Annotated in this window: 27 protein-coding genes; 16 read left to right on the top strand and 11 right to left on the bottom strand. The window is 58.3% G+C overall.

The features are described 5' to 3' along the window. Positions 1-30: 30 nt before the first annotated feature. From HMPREF1022_RS14250 to HMPREF1022_RS14285, 9 genes are all read right to left on the bottom strand, one after another. A complete protein-coding gene (locus tag HMPREF1022_RS14250) occupies positions 31-1809 on the bottom strand; it encodes an ATP-dependent helicase (RefSeq protein ID WP_009303659.1) in 1779 nt (592 codons plus the stop codon). Beyond that, on the bottom strand, positions 1806-2090 hold the full coding sequence (locus HMPREF1022_RS14255) for a hypothetical protein (RefSeq protein ID WP_009303662.1): 285 nt from the start codon (positions 2088-2090) through the stop codon (positions 1806-1808). Before HMPREF1022_RS14255 ends, HMPREF1022_RS14250 begins: the two co-directional genes overlap by 4 nt. Then, positions 2087-2677: a hypothetical protein gene (locus tag HMPREF1022_RS14260; protein ID WP_009303664.1), complete on the bottom strand. Its 591-nt coding sequence runs from the start codon at positions 2675-2677 to the stop codon at positions 2087-2089. Before HMPREF1022_RS14260 ends, HMPREF1022_RS14255 begins: the two co-directional genes overlap by 4 nt. Then, positions 2670-3659: a hypothetical protein gene (locus tag HMPREF1022_RS14265; RefSeq protein ID WP_009303665.1), complete on the bottom strand. Its 990-nt coding sequence runs from the start codon at positions 3657-3659 to the stop codon at positions 2670-2672. The genes HMPREF1022_RS14260 and HMPREF1022_RS14265 overlap by 8 nt, the downstream gene beginning before the upstream one ends. Before the next feature lie 9 nt (positions 3660-3668). Further along, positions 3669-4970 carry a hypothetical protein gene (locus HMPREF1022_RS14270; protein WP_009303667.1) on the bottom strand — a complete coding sequence of 434 codons (1302 nt, stop codon included), beginning with the start codon at positions 4968-4970 and terminating at the stop codon, positions 3669-3671. A 183-nt stretch (positions 4971-5153) separates the two neighbouring features. Beyond that, positions 5154-5354 (bottom strand): hypothetical protein, encoded by a 201-nt coding sequence (locus tag HMPREF1022_RS14275; protein WP_009303669.1) that lies wholly within the window; start codon positions 5352-5354, stop codon positions 5154-5156. A gap of 201 nt (positions 5355-5555) precedes the next feature. After that, positions 5556-5792 carry a hypothetical protein gene (locus HMPREF1022_RS14280; RefSeq protein WP_009303671.1) on the bottom strand — a complete coding sequence of 79 codons (237 nt, stop codon included), beginning with the start codon at positions 5790-5792 and terminating at the stop codon, positions 5556-5558. A 478-nt stretch (positions 5793-6270) separates the two neighbouring features. After that, a complete protein-coding gene (locus HMPREF1022_RS18315) occupies positions 6271-6690 on the bottom strand; it encodes a hypothetical protein (RefSeq protein WP_156803003.1) in 420 nt (139 codons plus the stop codon). A 29-nt stretch (positions 6691-6719) separates the two neighbouring features. Continuing rightward, positions 6720-7193, bottom strand: a complete 474-nt coding sequence (locus HMPREF1022_RS14285) for a hypothetical protein (protein WP_035061865.1) — start codon at positions 7191-7193, stop codon at positions 6720-6722. Between the two features lie 97 nt (positions 7194-7290). Between HMPREF1022_RS14285 and HMPREF1022_RS14290 the strand changes: the two genes are divergently transcribed. The 16 genes from HMPREF1022_RS14290 to HMPREF1022_RS14370 all read left to right on the top strand — a co-directional run bounded on the left by HMPREF1022_RS14290 (position 7291) and on the right by HMPREF1022_RS14370 (position 18832). Then, positions 7291-7518, top strand: coding sequence for a hypothetical protein (locus HMPREF1022_RS14290; RefSeq protein WP_009303673.1), 228 nt, complete (start codon positions 7291-7293; stop codon positions 7516-7518). Positions 7519-7566: 48 nt separating this feature from the next. After that, a complete protein-coding gene (locus tag HMPREF1022_RS14295; RefSeq protein WP_009303675.1) occupies positions 7567-8088 on the top strand; it encodes a phage regulatory CII family protein in 522 nt (173 codons plus the stop codon). Then, entirely contained in the window at positions 8088-9137 is a 1050-nt protein-coding gene (locus HMPREF1022_RS14300) for a DNA-methyltransferase (protein ID WP_009303677.1), read from the top strand. Before HMPREF1022_RS14295 ends, HMPREF1022_RS14300 begins: the two co-directional genes overlap by 1 nt. 241 nt (positions 9138-9378) lie before the next feature. Then, positions 9379-10269, top strand: a complete 891-nt coding sequence (locus HMPREF1022_RS14310; RefSeq protein WP_035061868.1) for a hypothetical protein — start codon at positions 9379-9381, stop codon at positions 10267-10269. Then, positions 10266-11987: a DNA cytosine methyltransferase gene (locus HMPREF1022_RS18975; protein WP_009303683.1), complete on the top strand. Its 1722-nt coding sequence runs from the start codon at positions 10266-10268 to the stop codon at positions 11985-11987. The genes HMPREF1022_RS14310 and HMPREF1022_RS18975 overlap by 4 nt, the downstream gene beginning before the upstream one ends. Next, positions 11984-12688: a hypothetical protein gene (locus HMPREF1022_RS14320; protein ID WP_009303685.1), complete on the top strand. Its 705-nt coding sequence runs from the start codon at positions 11984-11986 to the stop codon at positions 12686-12688. The genes HMPREF1022_RS18975 and HMPREF1022_RS14320 overlap by 4 nt, the downstream gene beginning before the upstream one ends. Continuing rightward, positions 12681-13043: a hypothetical protein gene (locus HMPREF1022_RS14325; RefSeq protein ID WP_009303687.1), complete on the top strand. Its 363-nt coding sequence runs from the start codon at positions 12681-12683 to the stop codon at positions 13041-13043. The genes HMPREF1022_RS14320 and HMPREF1022_RS14325 overlap by 8 nt, the downstream gene beginning before the upstream one ends. 29 nt (positions 13044-13072) lie before the next feature. Next, positions 13073-13312, top strand: coding sequence for a hypothetical protein (locus HMPREF1022_RS14330; protein ID WP_156803004.1), 240 nt, complete (start codon positions 13073-13075; stop codon positions 13310-13312). A gap of 121 nt (positions 13313-13433) precedes the next feature. Then, positions 13434-14429 (top strand): hypothetical protein, encoded by a 996-nt coding sequence (locus HMPREF1022_RS14335; RefSeq protein ID WP_009303691.1) that lies wholly within the window; start codon positions 13434-13436, stop codon positions 14427-14429. Next, positions 14419-15003, top strand: a complete 585-nt coding sequence (locus tag HMPREF1022_RS14340) for a hypothetical protein (RefSeq protein ID WP_009303693.1) — start codon at positions 14419-14421, stop codon at positions 15001-15003. Before HMPREF1022_RS14335 ends, HMPREF1022_RS14340 begins: the two co-directional genes overlap by 11 nt. 2 nt (positions 15004-15005) lie before the next feature. Next, positions 15006-15305 carry a helix-turn-helix domain-containing protein gene (locus HMPREF1022_RS14345; RefSeq protein ID WP_009303694.1) on the top strand — a complete coding sequence of 100 codons (300 nt, stop codon included), beginning with the start codon at positions 15006-15008 and terminating at the stop codon, positions 15303-15305. After that, complete coding sequence (locus tag HMPREF1022_RS14350; protein ID WP_009303696.1) at positions 15302-15733, top strand: RusA family crossover junction endodeoxyribonuclease; 432 nt, start codon at positions 15302-15304, stop codon at positions 15731-15733. Before HMPREF1022_RS14345 ends, HMPREF1022_RS14350 begins: the two co-directional genes overlap by 4 nt. Before the next feature lie 174 nt (positions 15734-15907). Then, complete coding sequence (locus HMPREF1022_RS14355; protein ID WP_009303700.1) at positions 15908-16465, top strand: hypothetical protein; 558 nt, start codon at positions 15908-15910, stop codon at positions 16463-16465. Continuing rightward, positions 16465-17928 (top strand): phage terminase large subunit, encoded by a 1464-nt coding sequence (gene terL / locus HMPREF1022_RS14360; protein WP_009303701.1) that lies wholly within the window; start codon positions 16465-16467, stop codon positions 17926-17928. The genes HMPREF1022_RS14355 and terL overlap by 1 nt, the downstream gene beginning before the upstream one ends. A gap of 8 nt (positions 17929-17936) precedes the next feature. Next, positions 17937-18596: a hypothetical protein gene (locus HMPREF1022_RS14365; protein WP_009303702.1), complete on the top strand. Its 660-nt coding sequence runs from the start codon at positions 17937-17939 to the stop codon at positions 18594-18596. Next, complete coding sequence (locus tag HMPREF1022_RS14370) at positions 18596-18832, top strand: hypothetical protein (protein ID WP_009303703.1); 237 nt, start codon at positions 18596-18598, stop codon at positions 18830-18832. Before HMPREF1022_RS14365 ends, HMPREF1022_RS14370 begins: the two co-directional genes overlap by 1 nt. Positions 18833-18838: 6 nt before the next feature. Here HMPREF1022_RS14370 and HMPREF1022_RS14375 read toward each other — a convergent pair whose 3' ends face one another. Both HMPREF1022_RS14375 and HMPREF1022_RS14380 read right to left on the bottom strand, forming a co-directional pair. After that, entirely contained in the window at positions 18839-19144 is a 306-nt protein-coding gene (locus tag HMPREF1022_RS14375) for a helix-turn-helix domain-containing protein (RefSeq protein ID WP_009303704.1), read from the bottom strand. Further along, the gene (locus HMPREF1022_RS14380) at positions 19141-19473 is read right to left on the bottom strand and encodes a type II toxin-antitoxin system RelE/ParE family toxin (RefSeq protein WP_035061986.1); all 333 of its coding nucleotides are present in this window, start codon (positions 19471-19473) and stop codon (positions 19141-19143) included. The genes HMPREF1022_RS14375 and HMPREF1022_RS14380 overlap by 4 nt, the downstream gene beginning before the upstream one ends. Positions 19474-19518: the final 45 nt, after the last annotated feature.

Raw genomic sequence — 19518 nt, forward strand, 5'->3', positions numbered from 1 at the left:
TAGGGTCGGCAGCGGCCGGAATGAAGATTATTATTTGTTCAAGCCCAATTCCGTGAGAAATCTGGAGGGAGGTTCGTCGGAACCTTCCTTTTCCGGCCTGACGGCCAGAATCAGTTGGTTCATGGCGCGGGTAACGGCCACGTACATAAGGCGTCGCTCGTCCTCTATGCCTGCATCCCCGGCCTTGACGGCCTGCTTGCTTGGCATGATGCCTTCATTGCATCCGGCCACGATGACGCACGGGAACTCCAACCCTTTGGAGGCGTGGCAGGTCATGAGCAGGATGCCCGGCTCCTCGTCTTTGGCGGGCATTTCGTCCTGCACGTCCACCAGGGCCAGCCAGTCGAGATATTGGGCAATGGTGGTGTTTGGAAACTGGTTGATAAAATTTGAAAGCCAGTCGAGGTATTCGGAACCATCGTCGCCGTCCGCAGGATCGAAGCGGTATCCGCCGGAAGCAATCCATAAAAACGCATCTTGCACGGTACTGTTTTCCGTGGGCATTGACTCCAGATCGGACACTCTCAGAGAATTTCTGTAGACCTCGAAACACGACTTTCCTTCCTCTGCCGCTTGGACACGAATTTTGGCGTATCTTTCCGCATCCAACCCAAGCCCCTTATGGGCCAAAATAAAGGCCGTTTCGTCAAAGGGATTCACGATGCACTTGAGTGCCGCATTCGCCTTCACAAATAAGGGGCTGTGCAAAGCTGATGTGCGCTTGCCGATTCTCTTGTGCGGAATATCGCGCACGGTCAGTTCTTCACTGAGCTTGTCCAGCATCCGGTTGTTCCGGCACAGGACAGCCGGGGGCGTCTGGTGAAAAAATTCGCCCCTGCCGATATAGTCCGCAATGGCGGCGCTGTTCGCGTTCATGAGGCGCGAAAGTATGCGCGGTTCTTCTGCCTGCATGGGTCGCATTTCGATGACGCGGTGACTGGTGTTGTGGCGGATCAGGCAGTTTGCGGCGGATACTATGTCCGGGGGGCTGCGGTAGTTGCTGCGCAGTTCGTAGACGGTCAGGGCGCCAGCCTCGATCAGATTTTGCAGGTATTCAGGCACGGCCCCGCGAAATCCATAAATTGACTGTGAAAGGTCGCCTACAGCGTACAATTCAGCGCCTTCCGTATGTTCCGTGATGGCTTTCAGAGCGCGCCACTGCATCAGGTCAAGGTCTTGCACCTCGTCAACCAGCAGGTATTTCCAGTTGGTGAATTCTCTGACCTTGCCGGCTTCCGCCAGCTCCACAAGCCCGTGAATCAGCCCATAATAGGGCATGGCGTTGTTCTGGCGACAAGCGGCCTCAAATGCCTGTAACACGGGGTAGTACGGGAGCGCGGTCCCGACTTTTTCTCCGCTTCGCTCCAGAGTGGCGAACATCTCATCCAGAGCTTTTTTGCCGTGCTTCCACTTGCCCTTGGCGTACATGCCGAGTTGTTCCCCGCAGTGCTGGAGCAGGGTTTCCGTTTCCAGCGGGGTGTAGACGGTCAGGTTGCCGTAGCGCAGGCCGATATGGTGGCCGTACTTTTTCAGCAGGCCCAGGCCCAGGCCGTGAAATGTGGATACCGTGACCTTGTGCGCCTCTCTGCCGATGCGGGCTTCAAGACGCGCCCGCATTTCCCCGGCTGCGGCGCGGGTGAAGGTCGTGCAGACAATTTCATAGCCGCTGGCCCCGTTTTCGAGCAGGTGCGCCACTCGCTCAACGATGGTGCGTGTTTTGCCGCTTCCGGCCCCGGCCAGCACCAGCACATTTTTTTCCTGTGCCAGCACTGCGGCCTGCTGTTCCTGGTTCAGTTCGGAAAAGCTCATAACTTTCTCCCGTATCCCGCATTGAGCAGGGTCAAATACAACCGCAGGCGGGCCAAGGTGTGCATCCGCGCAATTGGGCGCATGGCGGCACGCGCCTCTTTACGGATTTCCCTGGGGATGGAAATGCCGTTCCGTCTGGCGGCCACTAGAGCGGCGCGGTAATCCGCCAGAATATCGCCTGACTCCGCAATGCGTCTGGATAAAACCGCCAGGGTATCGGAGAGAACTCCCACCCCACCGGGTAACGCGGGCAGGTTCGCGTCCAGTGTGGGGCGCGTCATTGGGCGGCCTCCACAACATGCACCGCTGTCCACCCGTCGCTGACGGAGGCCAGTTCGTGGCAGGTGCAGGCGATAATCTGCGTGTCTACATTGGACTTGGCGACGCTTTCCAGCAGCAGCCCGATTTCTTGGCCGAGTTCAGCGCCTTCTATCAGGATGACCGAATTTTTCTGCCCTTGCGGCACCAGCGCATAGGCAAGAGCGCCATCGAAAATCACACGCTGGCCGCCGGACAGACCTCCGTGGGCGACAAAGCCGTGACCGGGGATTTCCCAGCCCAGAACCACGTCGCCGTCATCGCCCACGCTGAACACGGCTTGTCCATAGGGCAGCATGTGTCCCATTTTCTGGGCGACAGCCGTGGCCGTGGCCTGCATGGCCGCCGACTTTTTGTTGCGCAGGTCTTCCAGCGCCTTCTTTTCGGCCTCCAGTTGTGATTCCAGCGCCAGCACGGCCGCGCGGTCTTTTTCCTGTTGCGTCCTGAGCCCGACCGCGCGTTGGAAAAGGCGCTCTTCGGCCCGCAACGTGTCCAGCCGTGTCCGGAGCCCGGAAACCCGCTGCTCCATGATTTGCAGTGAGCTATCCATTGACGACCTCCTGTGTGGCCCGAAGAGATTTGATTTCGCGTTTGAGCACCATCCGCGCGGCGCATCCGTCGCACCCGGCCCGCTCCAGCGCGGACAAGACGCGCTCAAGGGCGAGAACTCCCGTATTCCTGGGGGTGTCGTGACCCTGCTCGCTGTTTTGACGGACACGGGAAGGTTCTTGGCAGGGAACCGAGAAAGGAAGCGGCGCCTGACTCCGTGCCGCACTGGTCAAGGAATGTTGGGCCAGACCGGACCCCGGCTCCGTTGATTCCGCGGCCCGTTGCTCTCTGGCTGCGCGGGCTGCGGCCTCCTGTTCCAGACGCGCTTGTTCCCGCACCATCTCGTCGCGGGCCTCTTGGTGTTTCCTCTCGACCTTGGCGATTTCGGCCTGCACTTCCGGCAAGGTGCCTGCGGGCAACTTGAGTTCAGCGATAGACGTTGCCAGGCTTTGGCAAGACTGTTCCTTGCCCTTGATGTCGCCTTCGATTTGGGAAATGCGTTCCTTGGCGCGCGAGATGGACGCATTCAGGCCGCGCACGTCACCGGCTGGCGGGAACAGGCGGAAAAGCTCATCAACTTTTTTGGCGTCCGAGAGCGCCAGAAAACCAGCCACGTCCGCGATACCGATGCCTTGACGGTCAAGTTCCATCTCAAAAATATTTTTGGGGGTGGGTTCTCCGTCGATGCGGTAGCCACAACCAATTGCGCCGCCCTTTTTGCATCTGTAGGTGCGCTCAAAGGTCTTGCAGCCGTCAAGCTCCATGCCCACGGTCAAAGTGTCGCCGCTACCCACGGCCTTGAAAATTTCTGCGTTGGTGCGGGCGATCCCGGTGCCGGGGAGGCCCCCGGTCACCAGCAGGGCCAGCGCGAGAGAGCGGGAACTTTTGCCGCTCCCGACGCGCCCCATAATCAGCGTGCGGAGGCCAAGAGGTTGGTTGAAATCCAACCCCTTGAACCCGGTAGCGTAAATACGGGTAATCATGCCGCCCCCCTACTGCGCATCCAGCATACTGCTGATGGCGAGGTTGATTTCGGCCGCGTTACCGGGACTGACCTCCTCATCTGTCAGGCCGCAGTCCGCCAGAGCGGTTGCATATTCGTCGGGAAAATTCTCCCGCGCGACATGCAGGTTTTTCCACGCCTTGAGTTCCTCCGCCGTCCAGTCCCGGGTGGGCTCTTCCTGGGGCTGTTCCGTATCCGACGCTGCCACAGCGGGCTCTTCGATGGGGGGAGACATAACCATTCCCGATTCTTGATTTTCGTATCGGTCGGGGTTTTCCAGCGGGTCCGCCTCTTCATCCATATCACCGCCATGCACATCGTCTGTGCCACGGGAGACAACCAAAGGCTCCTTGGCTTCGGGCAGAGCGACGGGCCTGCCCACAGAAAGAGCCTCAATGACTTTCGTGGAGACTGCATAGCGCGAGGTATCAAACCGGATGAGGCCGCCGTCGCTCGGAGCCCAGCACACCACGGGCACATCCCACTGTGAAATGGGGTTACAGTTTTGGCCCGAGCCTTGGCCGGGAACAACAGCGATGCCGAACAGGTGTTTCAGCGCATTCCGTTGGGCGAAGGTCTGAGCAAACTCCAGGGCCTTTTTTTTGCGGTTCAGCACCTGCCCCAGAAAATTGATGACCTCCGCGTGGGTGATCTTCATCCATAGATTGACGGCATCATCCACGCGGTAGCAGGCCCATTCCTCGGGAGGGATGGGAGCAGGTACGGCAGAGGGCAGGAGCTTGAACGCGTCCTTCATCCTTTTTGCTTTGCCCACCATATCGGCCAAGGCATACGTTGCCGTGTCAAAAATCGTGGTCCGGTCACTGACCATGGGCTGTCCATTTTCGTTGTAGCGGAAGGCCATCGCCCGGCAATGCACCTCAATGATGGTGCCGTCCGGCCCACGGCGCACAAAAGGGTTCTGCTGTTCCACGCCATCCACGATGACCGTGGGGGCGTTCATGACAACGGCCCCGGCCGTGTGCGCCAGCATGGAGTAGCCCGGCGCGCTGATAACGTATGGCCCCTGCCAGACGGGTTGCGTCAGACCGCCGTTTTCTGCGCTCAGATGCACCGTGCGTTTGGTGGCCTTGATGCTGCGGCCTTCCGCGTCAGTCAGGACAAAAGCCTCGCCGTCCCCAAGAGCGATGACGTTTTTTTGGTGTATAGCCGCGAGGTACCGCCCAAGGACGGCGCCGTCTTCCGGGCAGGCCGCCTGGATGCGGGCGAAAGATTCCTTTGCCTGCACCGTAAGGGATTGTTCGGGTGCATTCCCTTGATTGTTGCTCATAATCTGTCTCCTTGTATGTCACGGGTAAAAATTGCGCTCTGGTCCCGAAGCCATTCGGCGTCCGCCACGGCGGATTCATAAGCCTCGTCAGTGCCGTACTCTTGCGGGCAGGGCATCCCATGCGGGCGGCCGCAGCGTTCTGAGCAGGCTTCAAAATAGAGGCAGGAGTCGTAGCACACGGCGTTATCTCCGGGCCGATTGAACCTGCGCAATTCTGACGTACAGGTGCGCGGCAAGTTGTTCATCGTCATGGTGCCACGCCCATATTGCGGCGCGCTCAAGCCACGCCATTGTCGCGGGCGCCGTGGCGCGAAAATGAGTTCCCTCGTAGCAGAGGGTCAGCGCTCTGTCCTGTATGAACTGCGCGGTTTCACTGATGGTCATGCCGCTCTCTCCGTCAGCTTTTGGCCGGTTTGAACAAGCCCGCTGGCGTGCTCGATGATGGTCAGCCCACAGCGCGGGCATATCCAGTCCTGGCGAACCCGAACGCCCGCCGGGGTTGTCCAGGGCACGAGTCCATGAAGATGGGAGTTTGGCGGGGGCCGGTACGACTGCATCGCGGGCATTCTTTCATGGCGTTTCCCCTCACTCGGCAAGGATGAAGCACTCAAGATTGCAGGGGCTGCACGGTTCGCCATCGAATCTGCCGTCACAGGAGTGCAGGCTTTTGAGCAGTTCCTGCTTTTCTTCGGCAGAGAGATTGTCGAACCCGCAGTCCGGGGCCAGATCGATGGTTTTGTAGAAACGCCCGTTGTCACCTTTGAAAACAACGCGGCTCCAATCATCCACGCCCGCGAAGCGGATAGTGATTTTTTCAGACACCGAAACTTCTCCTTTTGACTGATTCACTCGCCTGTATGGGCCGCTCTTCGTGTGCGTGTCTGGCCCCGGTCGGTTTCCGCCGTCGCCCCCGCATCCTGCCAAGGGAGGGTGAACTTCGGTCGGAATCCCGGGCGTCTCGCTTTCCTCATGCCCGGCGAGGTGCTTTCAGGGAGTCGTGCGTTCCGGCAGAGCAGCGGGCTTTGCCGTGGTGCCGTTGGCCTTTCTCCCCGTTGGCAAAGTTATATTACGAGAAATTATCGTAGTAAGCAATATAAAAATACGATGTTTTCTCGTATTAATTATGGAGGCAAAGGGCACTTGTGGGTGGAACAAAAATGCCTGCGGGAAGGCAGACATAAAAAAACCGCCGAAGCGGGTGAAGAGGAGAGTATACTATGGAGGAGCCAGAAGATTAGAAGAACGTTATTTCAATAACATGGTCACAACGAGACTTGAGATGCATGGTTAGTTTATTGTTTTAATTGATATTTGACAAGATTCTATCGTGCTCTTCTTTTGTTGATTCTTTCCATCCTAGATTATATAGACAAAAATTTAAGACAGCATCACGATTATTTATTGCTCTAATTTGATTTGCAAGTTGCATCATGTTATTTACATGGGCCATATTATTTATAGTTGTTGTCTGCTGTGAATATATACCTGTATATATACCATCAGGTGTGTAAATATTTATATTTCCATTTGTATTTGAAGCTATACTGTTATCAAATAGAACAGGAGGCTTTGAATAATAATTCATAGACACAGCATTACAATATTCGTAGTCAACATTAAAATTTCTATTTCCATTTTTATTTATGTAGTAACGAGTATGTGCACTACAACCACTGAGAATAAAAATACTGCATATAAAATATATACCGCAAATTTTCATTGCAATACTCATTGCTTAATATCTAAAGACTACCGCACACCGTATCGAGATTTGTCCCTTGTCACCGCTTCATCAGCTTGAAGCTTATTCACGCTGTGTTTACAACGAGGGCAAACATAGGTGCCATCGGTTTCTGCTAGTGGCTCTTTGCATTCTGGGCAGAGCAATGTTTCATATTTTGGTAGCTGCCCAGTTTTTTGGAGAACGACCACCCCTCCGATTCTTTTAAAATTTTTATCTTCGACCTGCTTTTGGAGTTCCTTGCTTTCAACCAGTGCACAAAGTTGCGACATGCTGACACCAAGGAATTGTGCCAAGGCATGGGCGTCCCTTATCGTAAGCCTCTGGCCGGTCTGCTCAGACCGAACGGCTTGCCATGTTCGACCAGCCGCCTTTTTATAGGGCCATGCTTTCTGTGCTGTTGGGTCATGTTTCAGGCCACGGCTCTCGATAATTTCTATGAGCGTGGTCACCATGGCCCTCTCAAAATCTAGATTATCCATGAAAACACCCTACTTGAGGAGCACTCAAAATCAATGCGTGTTTTTTGGTATTGAATAATACGAGAAATACTCGTACCATTAACCTCAGGAGGCTCACATGGACCCGAATCTCAACTCCGCCTTTGATATCCTCAGAGACAAGCTTGGAACGCATGGGGCTGCAGCTAGCTATTTGGGCATGACTCGTGACCACTATTGTGCCCTTCGCAATGGGCGTGCCCACATTCCTAAACGCACGGCTGAGCTCATAGTCCTCAAGGCCAAAGCCGTCGCTTCTCAAGAGCAGTCGGTAAGCAATTCCAGTGATTCGCTTGAAGAAGCGTAGGCCGAAGGTGCGGTTGCGTAACCCTGCAAAGATTTGAGGAACTACACCATGCCCGACTACCAGAACATGACGGCCACAGAGGCCATGCGCCATGCCAAGGACGTGTCCGGCCTGACAGCAGAGGAAATAGCTGCGGCTATCGGGACGAGCGCTGCGGTCATACGGCGTTACCTGCAACGCGGTGACGACTATGCGCCGGGCCTTGATCGTATTCCGGACCTCTGCCGCGCCATGCACAACACAGTCCTGATCCAGTGGCAGCAAGCGCAGCTTGGCCGAACGGCGGAAGGGGTTCCCCCGGCCCGGAGCCGGGCGGAGGTGTTGACCGCCGTGGCGCGTGTGGCCGCGTCCCTGGGCGACGTACAGCGGCGCTTGGCCGACAGCGAGGACGGCGGCATTGACCCGGCCTGCGCCCGTGATGTGCGTGGGCTCATGGGAGACGTAATCGGAGATTGTCGGGCTGTCATGGCCATGTTGCAGCACGTCGCGCAATGCGCGGACAGAACCGAGTGCGATGTGTTGCTGAGTGTACGCCCGAAAGCCAAGCGGCCCTGGTGGAGGTTTTGGTGATGGATGAAATAACCGCTTTCGGAGATATCCTCACCGGCGACGCCCTGGCCGTACTCCGCACGCTGCCGGACCAGTCCGTGCAGTGCTGCGTCACCTCGCCTCCGTATTGGGGCCTGCGTGATTATGGCGTACCGGGGCAAATCGGTCTTGAGGCAACACCACGGGAATATGTTGCCGCGCTGCTTCCGATTTTTCATGAAGTTCATCGCGTACTCCGTGCTGACGGCACGCTGTGGCTCAACCTGGGCGATTCCTACATCGGGTACCATGGCAACAAAATGGCCCATGGATCCGCAGCGCCTTCCGACAAAAACGGATACCGTGAAAACATGCGTCCCACTTCTGTTGGGGCGGACGGCCTCAAGAATAAGGACATGGCCGGTATCCCCTGGCGAGTAGCCTTCGCGCTGCAAGATGCGGGCTGGTATCTGCGTTGCGATTGTATATGGGCGAAGCCTAACCCCATGCCGGAAAGTGTGCGGGACAGGCCCACGCGCGCACACGAGTACCTTTTTCTCTTTTCCAAGTCTGAGCGCTATTACTACGACCATGAGGCCGTGCGGGAGCCTGCTGTCGCCAGCAACAAGCACGACTACACCGGACAGGGCGGTTATCAGCCCCCAGGACAACCCACCCACAAAGGGAACCGGACACGAGCGGTAAAGCGCCACTCCGTCCGCCCCGGCGTTGACACCAAAGGCGGAAACCAAGGGCGTGGGGAAATAACCTACCCCCCCTATACCCGCAGCCGACGCTCCGTGTGGAGCGTCGCCACGCATCCTTTCCCAGATGCCCACTTTGCAACTTTTCCCCCGGCCCTGATTCGTCCCTGCGTCCTGGCCGGATGCCCAGCGGGCGGCGTGGTGCTCGATCCGTTTTTCGGAGCGGGTACTGTCGGCGTGGTCTGCGTGGAAGGGGCTCGGCGTTACCTCGGCATCGAATTGAATCCCGATTATGTGGCAATGGCATCCGATAGAATTGCGGAAGCGGAAATGAAGGCCCAGGCCCCCAAACAGGCCAGCCTCCTGCAATTGGAGCGCGCGATATGACCGCTCCATCTTATCAAAAAGCCGTTTCCCTCCACACGTCGCGGGTGGTCTACTGCCGTCAATTCGGCAACGCGAGATCGGATTGGGAGGTCATTGACGCGGAAACCGGCGAGGTAAAGGTGTTCGGCCCGGCACAGTTCAAGGCTTTGTTTGTACCGGACTGGCAACTGCCGCCACACATGCGGCATAGAGCGGAGGCCGCCCCGTCCTGGTGGGACTGGAAAGCGACAAGGGGACGGGTGTGAAAGTCGCTCTCCACGATTCTGACCGCACACGGTTTCCGAATTTGCCGTTGATGAAGCTCTCCGCGTGGCATCGGGCACAGGGGGATACCGTCGAACGGTTTATTCCCCTCATGAACGACAGCTATGACCGTGTGTATTCCTCCAAGGTCTTCTCGTTCACCCCGGATGAACCAAACCTTCCTCGCGGCGTGATTCGGGGCGGCACGGGGTACGGCCCTGGCTCGAACTTGCCGGATGACGTGGAGCACATCATGCCGGATTACAGCCTGTACCCGGCATTCCAGGCAAGCCTGGGGTTCACCACGCGCGGCTGTATTCGCACCTGCCCGTGGTGCATCGTGCCAGGAAAAGAGGGGACGATTCATGCCCATGCGGAACTGGAGGAGTTCCTCAGGTCGGGTTGCCGCGATGTCATACTAATGGATAATAACATCCTGGCCCATCCTCACGGTGTCTCGCAGCTCGAACACAGTATCGACTTGGGGCTCAGGATTGACTGCAATCAGGGTCTGGATGCGCGGCTCATCGCTGCGGACGATGTCCTTGCCAGCCTGCTTTCGCGGGTACACTGGCTAAAAAGCATCCGTCTGGCTTGTGACCACAAATCTCAAATGCCCGCCGTTGAAAGAGCCGTGACCTCCATACGTCGGCACGGAGGTAAAAAATACAATTTTTCCTGCTACGTCTTGGTCAAGGACGTACCAGATGCCCTGGAGCGCATCGAGTTTTTGCGCAGCTTGGGCGTAGACCCGTTTGCCCAGCCTTACCGCGAACCAGGCTCAAAAAGCGTTCCTGCCCAAAATCTGCGACGCCTCGCAAGATGGTGCAATCACAAGGCCATCTTCAAAACTGTTCCTTGGCCCAAATATCAGGGGGGTGCGGCATGACCCTGCGTTACTTCTCCGGATGCAGCGGGATTGAGGCCGCAAGCCTCGCTTGGACCCCCCTGGGCTGGGTTCCGGTGGCTTTTTGTGAAATCGACCCGTTTCCGTCCGCCGTGCTGGCCCACCATTACCCAGGCGTGCCCAACCTTGGCGATATGACCTGCGTTGACGGCAAGGCCTACCGCGGCCTCGTTGATGTTCTGGTCGCGGGCACTCCTTGCCAGTCATATTCCGTGGCCGGGCTTCGACTCGGATTGTCTGATGAACGGGGCAACCTTACCCTCAAATTCGTGGAGCTTGCCGATGCAATTGAGCCTTCTGTCGCTGTCGTCTGGGAAAACGTACCCGGAGTCCTGTCTTCAAAAGACAACGCCTTCGGGTGTTTCCTGGGCGGACTTGCTGGGAGTGACGGGCCACTGGTCCCTGCAAGGCCGGGAAAATGGCCGAACGCTGGTTATGTGCTTGGACCCCGACGCTCAATCGCATGGCGGGTGTTGGACGCCCAATATTTCGGCTTGGCCCAACGCCGCCGCCGTGTCTACGTTGTCGCGTGTCCTCGAAACGGGCTCAATCCCGCAGAAATACTTTTTGAGTTCGACGGCGTGCGCCGGGATACTCCGCCGAGCCGCGAAACGGGGGAGAACATTGCCGGAACCGTTGAGGCGAGCCTTGGAAGAAGTCGCGGGGCGGGAACAGCCCCCGGCGCCTGCGTAGAGGTATGCCAATCCCTGACCCGCAGTCTTGGAAGCGGCGGGCCTGACGACAATAAGGCCCAAGCCGGATTTTACATCTCACAGTACGGCGATGTCGCGGCGGCCCTGACAAGCGAAGGGGCGGATGCTTCGCCCTGCGCTGATCGTGGGCCGACTGTGATTGCCTATGACACAACGCAAATCACCAGTCCTCACAACGGCAGCAATCCCAAGCCGGGGGCTCCATGCCATGCTGTTTCCGCACGGGCTCACCCTCCAACCATTATTGCCTTCCATGGATCACAAGACCCGGACGTTTCAGGAGAAATCAGCCACCCTGTAGGGCGGAATCAAGGCCAAGAGACCTGTGTTGCCCTTCTGGGTGGACAGGAGCAGCAGGCAATCTCGTGCAAATGGAGCAAGGGCATGTCCGGGCCAGCAGGAGATGAACACCACAATCTAATCTGCGGGCCGGTAGCTACTCCAGTCACCGCCCACGACCCCATCCGTGGGGCCGATTCCGTCTACAGCACATCCGGTGCTGGTGTTTGGCGTCCCGAAATAGGCCCCCTGCGGGCAAGGCCCCAAGACAGCCATGAAAATTTGTGCGTGACCTTACATGCTGGGGCTCTCCGCGAAAATCCAACATCCGGCCTGGCGTACACCCTTGAAGCGCAAGCCGAGGTACAGGCCATTGCTTTCACCGAACGTGGACGGGCAAGTGGCCGGGCGCTCGAATGCCAGGAAGAGCAGGCATATTGCCAGCAAAATCCAGGTGGAGGCAGGTCTCATAGCCTACAGATTATGACCAAACAGATGCAGGTGCGCCGCCTCATCCCAGTAGAGAGCGAGCGTCTCCAGGGAATACCCGACGACTACACGCGCATTGCGTGGCGTGGGCGTTCGGCTGAGGAATGCCCCGACGGTCCCCGGTACAAGGCTGTGGGGAACAGTATGCCGACGAAGGTCATGCGGTGGATTGGGGAAAGGATTGAACGGGCGATTTTGCGGCGGGAGGCATCGGCATGAAAAAGGCAAAGATGTCCGAACAGGAACTCGCCGCCCGCGTCATCACTGTTTTGAACGCCTACGGTTGGCAGTGTTATCAAGAAGTTCAGCTTAAGATGGGCGGACGGACCCTTGATATTCTTGCTGTTCAGCGGCCACTTTTCATTGCTATCGAGTGCAAGCTCAGAGTGAACTTTGAGCTTTTGCTACAGGCAAAAGGATGGCTCCCTTACGCGCATTACGTCTATGCCGTGGTCCCTGGCTGGATATCAGTATGGGATGATGAAGCCAAAATTTTCAAGGCTTGTGGCGTCCGTTTGCTTGGCATGACTGAAATCGAATCTGGCCACCCTATGACTCATGGACCTGTGGATTGTTGGGTGCCCATGAACCGCCACGCAAAGGTTGAGGTCTGGAAACCATTCTTGCGCCCAAAGTACCATGCCCATACGGACGGCTGTGCCGGGTGTGCAGGCGCTCCGAAGCTGACCCACTACCGCGGCACCATCATCGACCTCACGGAGATGGTGCGGAACTGGCCGGGCATCAAAGTCAAAACTCTTGTCCAAAAGGTTCCCACACACTGGGCATCTCCGAAAGCCGCAGCGGGCCGAATTATCGAGCTGGCCGCGCAAGGCGTCCTCTCCGAATTCCATCTGGAGCAAGACGATTCCGGGGAATGGTGCGCCTATCCGAACGCAAAGGAGACTCTCCATGCATGACATCCAGATTGTGGCCTTGAAGTGCAAAATCAAGCCGCAGCGTCCGGAGGAATGCGGCTACACGACATGGGAGCGAGTCAAAGAAGCGATGGCAAAGCAGGGAGCACGTCCGCTTGTCGAACGCCTGCGCCCCTGCGTCCCTCGCAATGCCTGGCTTTACTATTCGAGCCGCCAGAAATGCGAAAACTCGCTGTGGGATTTGGCGATAGATGGGGTTCCGGCCTGCGCCGTGGTGCGCCGCATTCTGGGCAACGCTGTGGAACTGTATGTGCCCGACCGACAAGAAACTCTGGAGTATTTCATCACCAAGAAAGAATGGCGGCTGAACCAGACGCCGCAGAAGGAAGAGGCATGACGTTCAATGTCGGTGACAAGGTTCGATGGGTGTCTACGTCCGGTGGCTACGACAAGGAGAAATGCGGCACTGTGGTCCGCGTTGTGGCGGCTTACGGCCATCCCCGCGAAGCCTTTACGGCGGCCCATCAAGAGACCGGGGCGTCTTTCATGGGGGACTTCGGGCTTGCGCGCGACCATGAGTCCTACATCATCCATGTGTCCACGCCCACAGGCCGGGGCAAGGGGCGGCTGTACTGGCTTCGGGTGAAAGGTCTGGAACTCGCCTGAACAAAAAGGAGCCCCCCGGAGGGCCATCCGAGGGGCAGTAAAACAAAGAGGCAAAAGCCTCCAAGAGAGGAATTTATCATGCTCCAAAATCATGGTGAAGTCAATAATATCGGAGCCTACCATGGCTGAATATCGCACGGTAAGAATGTCGTACTGGACAGACCCGTACACTGAAACTCTTGAGAAACCTCAAGAGAAACTTTTGTATATCTATCTGTTCACCTGTCCTTACGCCAATAACTTGGGCATCCTCAATGTTTCCCGAAGAAGAATGGTGTTTGAAACAGGTCTGGATAATGCCGTAATTGAAGAAGTGTTATCGAGGTTTGAGAAGGACAAAAAAATCCTGCGCGATGGGGAAGCTATCTGGATGCGAAACTTCATCAAGAATCAGACTTCCACGTCTTCAAAAATTATTGCTGGCCTCAGAAAACTACTCCCCCGCGTCGAATCCGCTCTGTTTTATAAGGCCATTATCGAACAATACCCATACCTCATGGATAGTGTATCGCGTCCTGCTGATGCCCCTTTACCTTCTGACGATACCATACCAAGGGGTAGCGATAGGGTATCAAGGCATATTGATACCCTATCAAACGGTATGGATACCATAGGCATACCCCTTGAAGTAAAGGAAGAGGAAAGGGAAGAGGAAGTAGAAGATATCTTAAACCAACACCCTTCTAACTCTCAGGCTGATCGCGCGCCCGCGCCCTCTGTGGGTGGGGGGAATGGGGAATATACCGAATCTCCCAATGCGGAAAACGCACCTAGCATCGAATTTCAAGAGCTTCGGCTTTACTACAACGCGCATGGCCGTCAGGAAGCGCCTAAAACGGGATGGCAGGAATATCTCACGCTCCACGCCACACGCCAGTGGCCGGGGCAGTCTGCCATCTACGCAGCCATCGACCGCCTTTCCCAGCATGATGGCGAGTGGCTCGCAGGCAAGGCCCCCGGCCTCGCCAAGTTTTTCCGGGAAGAATGGTGGCGCATGATGCCTCGGCCCGCCGCCCGCGCGTCGCCCCTGGCCCCTCCCGGCCAGACGGTGACGGAGCGCAACGAGGCGACGGCCATGCGGGTACTCGCGGAAATGGAGGCGGACAATGGCAACTGACCTGGAGCGCAAGACGGCGGCCATCGGCGGTATCGCGGAAAATTTCGGCAAAGAATTTTCGGCGGACCTGTTGAAAATCTGGCTCCGTCTGCTGCGACCGTATCCGCCGGAACCGGTGGAGGCGGGAGCCGTGCGGGTGATTGAAACCTACGCCTATAAGACTATGCCCCCGTTCGCGGTGCTGCGTGAGGCCATCGAGGAGGTGATGGGGGCCGGGCCGCAAGCCACGGGACTCAAGGCGGCGGCGGAATGGACCCGCTTGCAGGAAGACGTAGCCCGCTGCGGCTCTTACGCCCCTCCGGAGGATATGCACCCGACAACGGCCCATGTTGTGTGCGTTATGGGCGGTTGGCGGGCCGTGTGCGCGTGGGAAACGCGGTATCTGGACCTCAAGCGCCGTGAATTTGTGGACCTGTGGACTCAGGCAGACGGCAAAGCGGACGTGCTGGTCATGGGGGCCGCAGGGGTCCAGAGGGCCATCGCACAAACCCGTGGCGGATTTGTGCGCGTGGGCATGACCTTGTCCGGCGGGCTGATGGCCCTGGACGAAAGCAAAAAGCAGATAGGAGCGTGAGTATGGCATTGGTATTCGTTGATAGAGAATGCTCGGTCTGCGGCGGGGAGGGCTGCGATCATTGCCATGGGACCGGTATACAGGGCGAGTGCGTGGAAATGCCGGACATCCGCCTGCCTGAACCATCGCGGTGGGCATGGGAGTTGAGAGCGTGGAGGCTGGCCGCCAAGCTGACGTTGATGGAGTTAAGCGTGCTGACCGGCTTGGGAGTGGTTGTGCTGAGTAAACTGGAGAACGGATTACGGGATGCGACGGATGCGGAGAAAAAGGTGTTGGACGCCTGCAGGGAGGAATGGCGATGATTGCGTTTACACTGAATACCATTCCCACGGCCCAGGCCCGCGCCCGGCACGGCGTGGTCAACGGTCACAGCATGACGTACAAGTCCGGCCCCCAGCGAGCGGCCGAGCAGACCCTTGATGCTCTGCTGGCGCCCCATGCACCGACAGCGCCCATGGTGGGGGCCGTGGTGTTGGAGTTCCGGGCCGTATTCCCGCCGCCGAAAAGCGTGAGCAAAAAAGAGCGGGCGGCCATGCTGCGAGGGTGGGTCCATCACACCAAAAAGCCGGACCTCGACAACCTGACCAAGCAGTTGAAAGACGCCATGACACGTCTGAACTTTTGGGGCGACGACCGGCAGGTTGTCCGCACGGCCAGTGAGAAACGGTACGGCGAGGTGGGCCATTGGGAGGTGTGTGTACGCGAAGTGGCGGGAGGCGAAGCGATATGAGCAGAATCACCGGCGCGAAATGCGACGATTGCGGCAAAGTGGCGGGCGGCGAGGGCAACTGGTCCGCTGTATGGCGGGCGCTCAAACACGCGGGCTGGACCGTGGACCGGGGCGCACATAGGTGCCCGTCATGCTCCGAGGCGAGGCAGGCCAGATTTGAGAGGGAGGCGCGACGTGGCCCGGCTGACCGCTGACCAATGGGAGCAGGCCCGGGCCGAGTACGAAGTCCGCGGCGTGAGTCTGGGCGATGTGGCCAAGCGTTTTGACGTGGCCACGTCCAGCGTTTCCAGGCGGGCACGGGCCGAGGGCTGGGTCCAAGGCAAAATGCAAGACCTCGCGGAGCGGAAAGTCGCGGCGGTCAAGGAACTCGCGGCGGTTGAAACGCAAACGCAAGACCTGCCGTTGCGTTTCCGGCACACCTTGCAAAGCGTGGTGCAGGAGCGCCTGCAGGCCGAGGGGATGCTGGCGTCCCTGGACGTGGCTCTGGCAACCAAGGCCATCACGCTCGCCAGCCAGGCCACCAGGGCGGCGGACATCGAGACGCTTTCCCGCGCGCGCAAAAACCTTGCGCCCGCGCAGCAGGCCCCGGCCCAGCAGACCACCGTCACCGTGAATCAGCAGGCCCAGGCCGGGGCGGCCGCCGAGGCAGTTTCAACCCCTCCGGCTCCCCCAACGCCCGAGGGGGCCGTACGCGCCGTGCTGCGCGGCGCCCTGGAGGGAGATGACGCCTGATGCTGTTCGCCAAGGCTACACAGGCCGAGCGCGACGAAATTCGCCGCTCCTGCGAGGCCGACCTGCTCACGTTCACGGCCATCATGTTCCGCGCGCGCATGGCCCAGCCTTTCCTGGTCAACTGGCACCATGAGCGCATTACCGACGCCCTCATGGCCGTGTATCGCGGCGAAATCCACAACTTGCTAGTGACCATGCCGCCAGGAGGCACAAAAACCGAGCTGTGCGTGATCCATTTCATGGCGTGGTGTTTTGCCCGCTCGCCCTACTGCCGCTTTCTGCATCTGTCCGGCTCCGGGGAGTTGGCGGCGCTCAATAGTGCCACCACCAAGGAGATCATTGAGCTTGAGGAGTATCAAGCCCTGTGGCCACGAGTCATCCGCAGGGATACGCGCGCCAAAAACCGCTGGAACATCGACGTGTATGGCCGCACGGCCGGGGGCGTCTACGCCACGTCCACCGGCGGGCAGGTAACCGGGTTCCGGGCCGGGTACATCCGGCCGGGATTCTCCGGCGCGATTCTCATCGATGACCCCCTCAAGGCTGACGATATCTGGAGCAAAGCCAGGCGGGACGCGGCAAATCGCAAGCTCACCGGCACCATCCGCAGCCGCCGGGCCAGCTCCGAGCACACGCCCATTATCCTGATCATGCAGCGCCTGCACGAGGACGACCCGGCCGGTCACGCCCTGGCCGGAGACTTTGCAGCCGGGTTTGAGCACTTGGAAATTCAGGGCGTACAGGACGAGGGGACGCCGGGGGAGCGCAGCTATTGGGAGGACAAGGACAGCCTCGCCTCCATGCGGGACTTGCGGGAGCGTGACCCCTACACGTTTTACGCCCAGGTGCAGCAGCGGCCGACGCCGCCCGGCGGCGCCATGATCAAGACGGACTGGATACAGCATTACGCGAGTCCACCGGACACGTTGCACACTCTGCTCTTTGTCATGGACACCGCGCTCAAGACGGGCGAGCGCAACGACTACTCCGTCTTGTCGCTATGGGGGTTCACCGGGCTGGATGTCTACCTGCTGGACGTGGCGCGCGACAAATGGGAGGCCCCGGACCTGCTGACGGCTGCGGCTGTCTTTCTGGACCGGCATCGGCCACGGCGGCCGTCAACGCTCAAAGTCCGCGGCGTACTGATTGAGGACAAGGCCAGTGGTACGGGCTTGATTCAGAGTTTACGGCGTGATGAGGCGTTGCTGGACATGCCCATCATTGCCGTGCAGCGCAGCACGGACAAGGTGAGTCGCGTCAATGACGTGCTGCCGTTCATCCGGGCCGGTAGGCTGTTTGTGCCCGAGTCCGCCCCGTGGCTTGCGGCCTATCTGGGCGAGTTGGCCGCGTTTTCCCCGGCCATGACCCACAAGCACGATGACCAAGTGGATGTGACAGTGGACGCGCTCAACGAATTTTTGCAGGCAGGGGGCGGCGTGTCCCAGGGCATGGACCTGTCATAGGAGGCGGCATGGCAAGGATTAGACTTTTGAGAGACTTGATTACCGGAGAGCGGTATTTCAAGGAGGCGGCCACAGGCATGGCCTTCCGGCGCACTGTCGGCTCTCTGGTGTGGCCCTGCGGGGAGCGGCCAGGCTGCCTTGTGGTGCTGGGGGAGACGCGCTCCCGCCAGAACGTCTTGGGCGCCCGCAGGCACGATGTGCACAGACTGGAAGAGGTCCGGAGCGACGACGTGTCGGTGTTGGTGTCCCAGATGGCCCGCATGACAGAGGATTGGCTGGTCAGGTACTGGTCCACGCCGATGGCGGACAATCGGGCGTACCTGCTGGACGATGTGAACGACAACCTGCGCAGACTTCGCCGCCCGCTCCTGCAATACGGTGATCCGCAAGGGTGGAAGGGCCGGGGTGAGGGGCTGCTGCCCTTTTACCATGCTCTGGTCCAGCGTCGTACAAAGAGTGAAAAGACCCTGTTCTTGGGTGACGCCTGCACGGGAGCCGATGAAATCGCCAAGTTGCAGGCGGAGGACATGACCAAAAAGCCCACGGACTTCCCAGGCGCGGCAGCCTTGTGTTTCGCGCTCGCGGAAATCGACGTTGACCCATGGCCGGATTGGGGCGAACGCACCAAACTCTACGGGGGGCCTGCCGACGAGCTAGGGGGCTACTGATGGAGCGTGTCAATGGTGTGTCGTATACCCCGAAAATCCTGAAGAGTATGCGGGAAATCTGTGAAGAAATGGGCGTCGGCGCGAAAGTTGTGCGTCGTTGGGCGGCCTGTGGCGCCCCCATTGCCGTGGAGGGGAGCAAGAGAAATGCGCGGTACAGCGCCGAAGCGGTACGCTTACAGCTCTGGCGTGAGTCGCTCGGTAAAGGACAGGCCGGGGAATTGTCCCCCGGCCCCTGAGTTCTGTCAGCCCGCCAAGGCCGCCCGCACGGTGTCCGGCGCTTTTTCAATGACCCGGAGATACGCGCGGACGGCCGGGTCAGGTCTGCGTTTGCCCTGTTCCCAATTTCTGAGGGTATTGATGGAAAATCCGAACTGTGCGGCAAACATGGCTTGTGTGAGGCCCATGACATTTCTGATTGCCCTTACATCAACGTGTTCAGGCGGCCGAACAGGCACAATTTCATGGACCTTGTAGCATGATTTGTCCGCCTTTCCGTCCATATATTCCACCGCTTCACGCAGACCGTCTATAATACGTTTTCCGCTCATAATTCCCTCCCATACTTTTGCAATATCCTGACAAGTTGAGTCATTTCATTGCATTCTGCCTGGGTTAGGTTGATTTTTTCGTTTTTTGCATACAACGCAAGGGCAAATAACGGTATCGTTTCATTGTAATAATAAAAAATAACACGATAACCGCCGCTCTTTCCACCCCCCTCTCGTGCCCAGCGCACTTTGCGTACACCGCCGGTACCCGGCATCACATCTCCACATTCCGGATTTGATGCGAGGTACAGGACAAGCGATGCGCGCTCATCCTCGTTGAGATGGCCTTTGGCGTTCCGGAGGAAGGTCGGCATCTCGACCACGGTCATGGGGGCATCTTGCATGTGCTAAATGTAGCCCATTGGGCTACAAAG

It is taken from the genome of Desulfovibrio sp. 6_1_46AFAA (assembly GCF_000224635.1).
Taxonomy (GTDB): domain Bacteria; phylum Desulfobacterota; class Desulfovibrionia; order Desulfovibrionales; family Desulfovibrionaceae; genus Desulfovibrio; species Desulfovibrio fairfieldensis.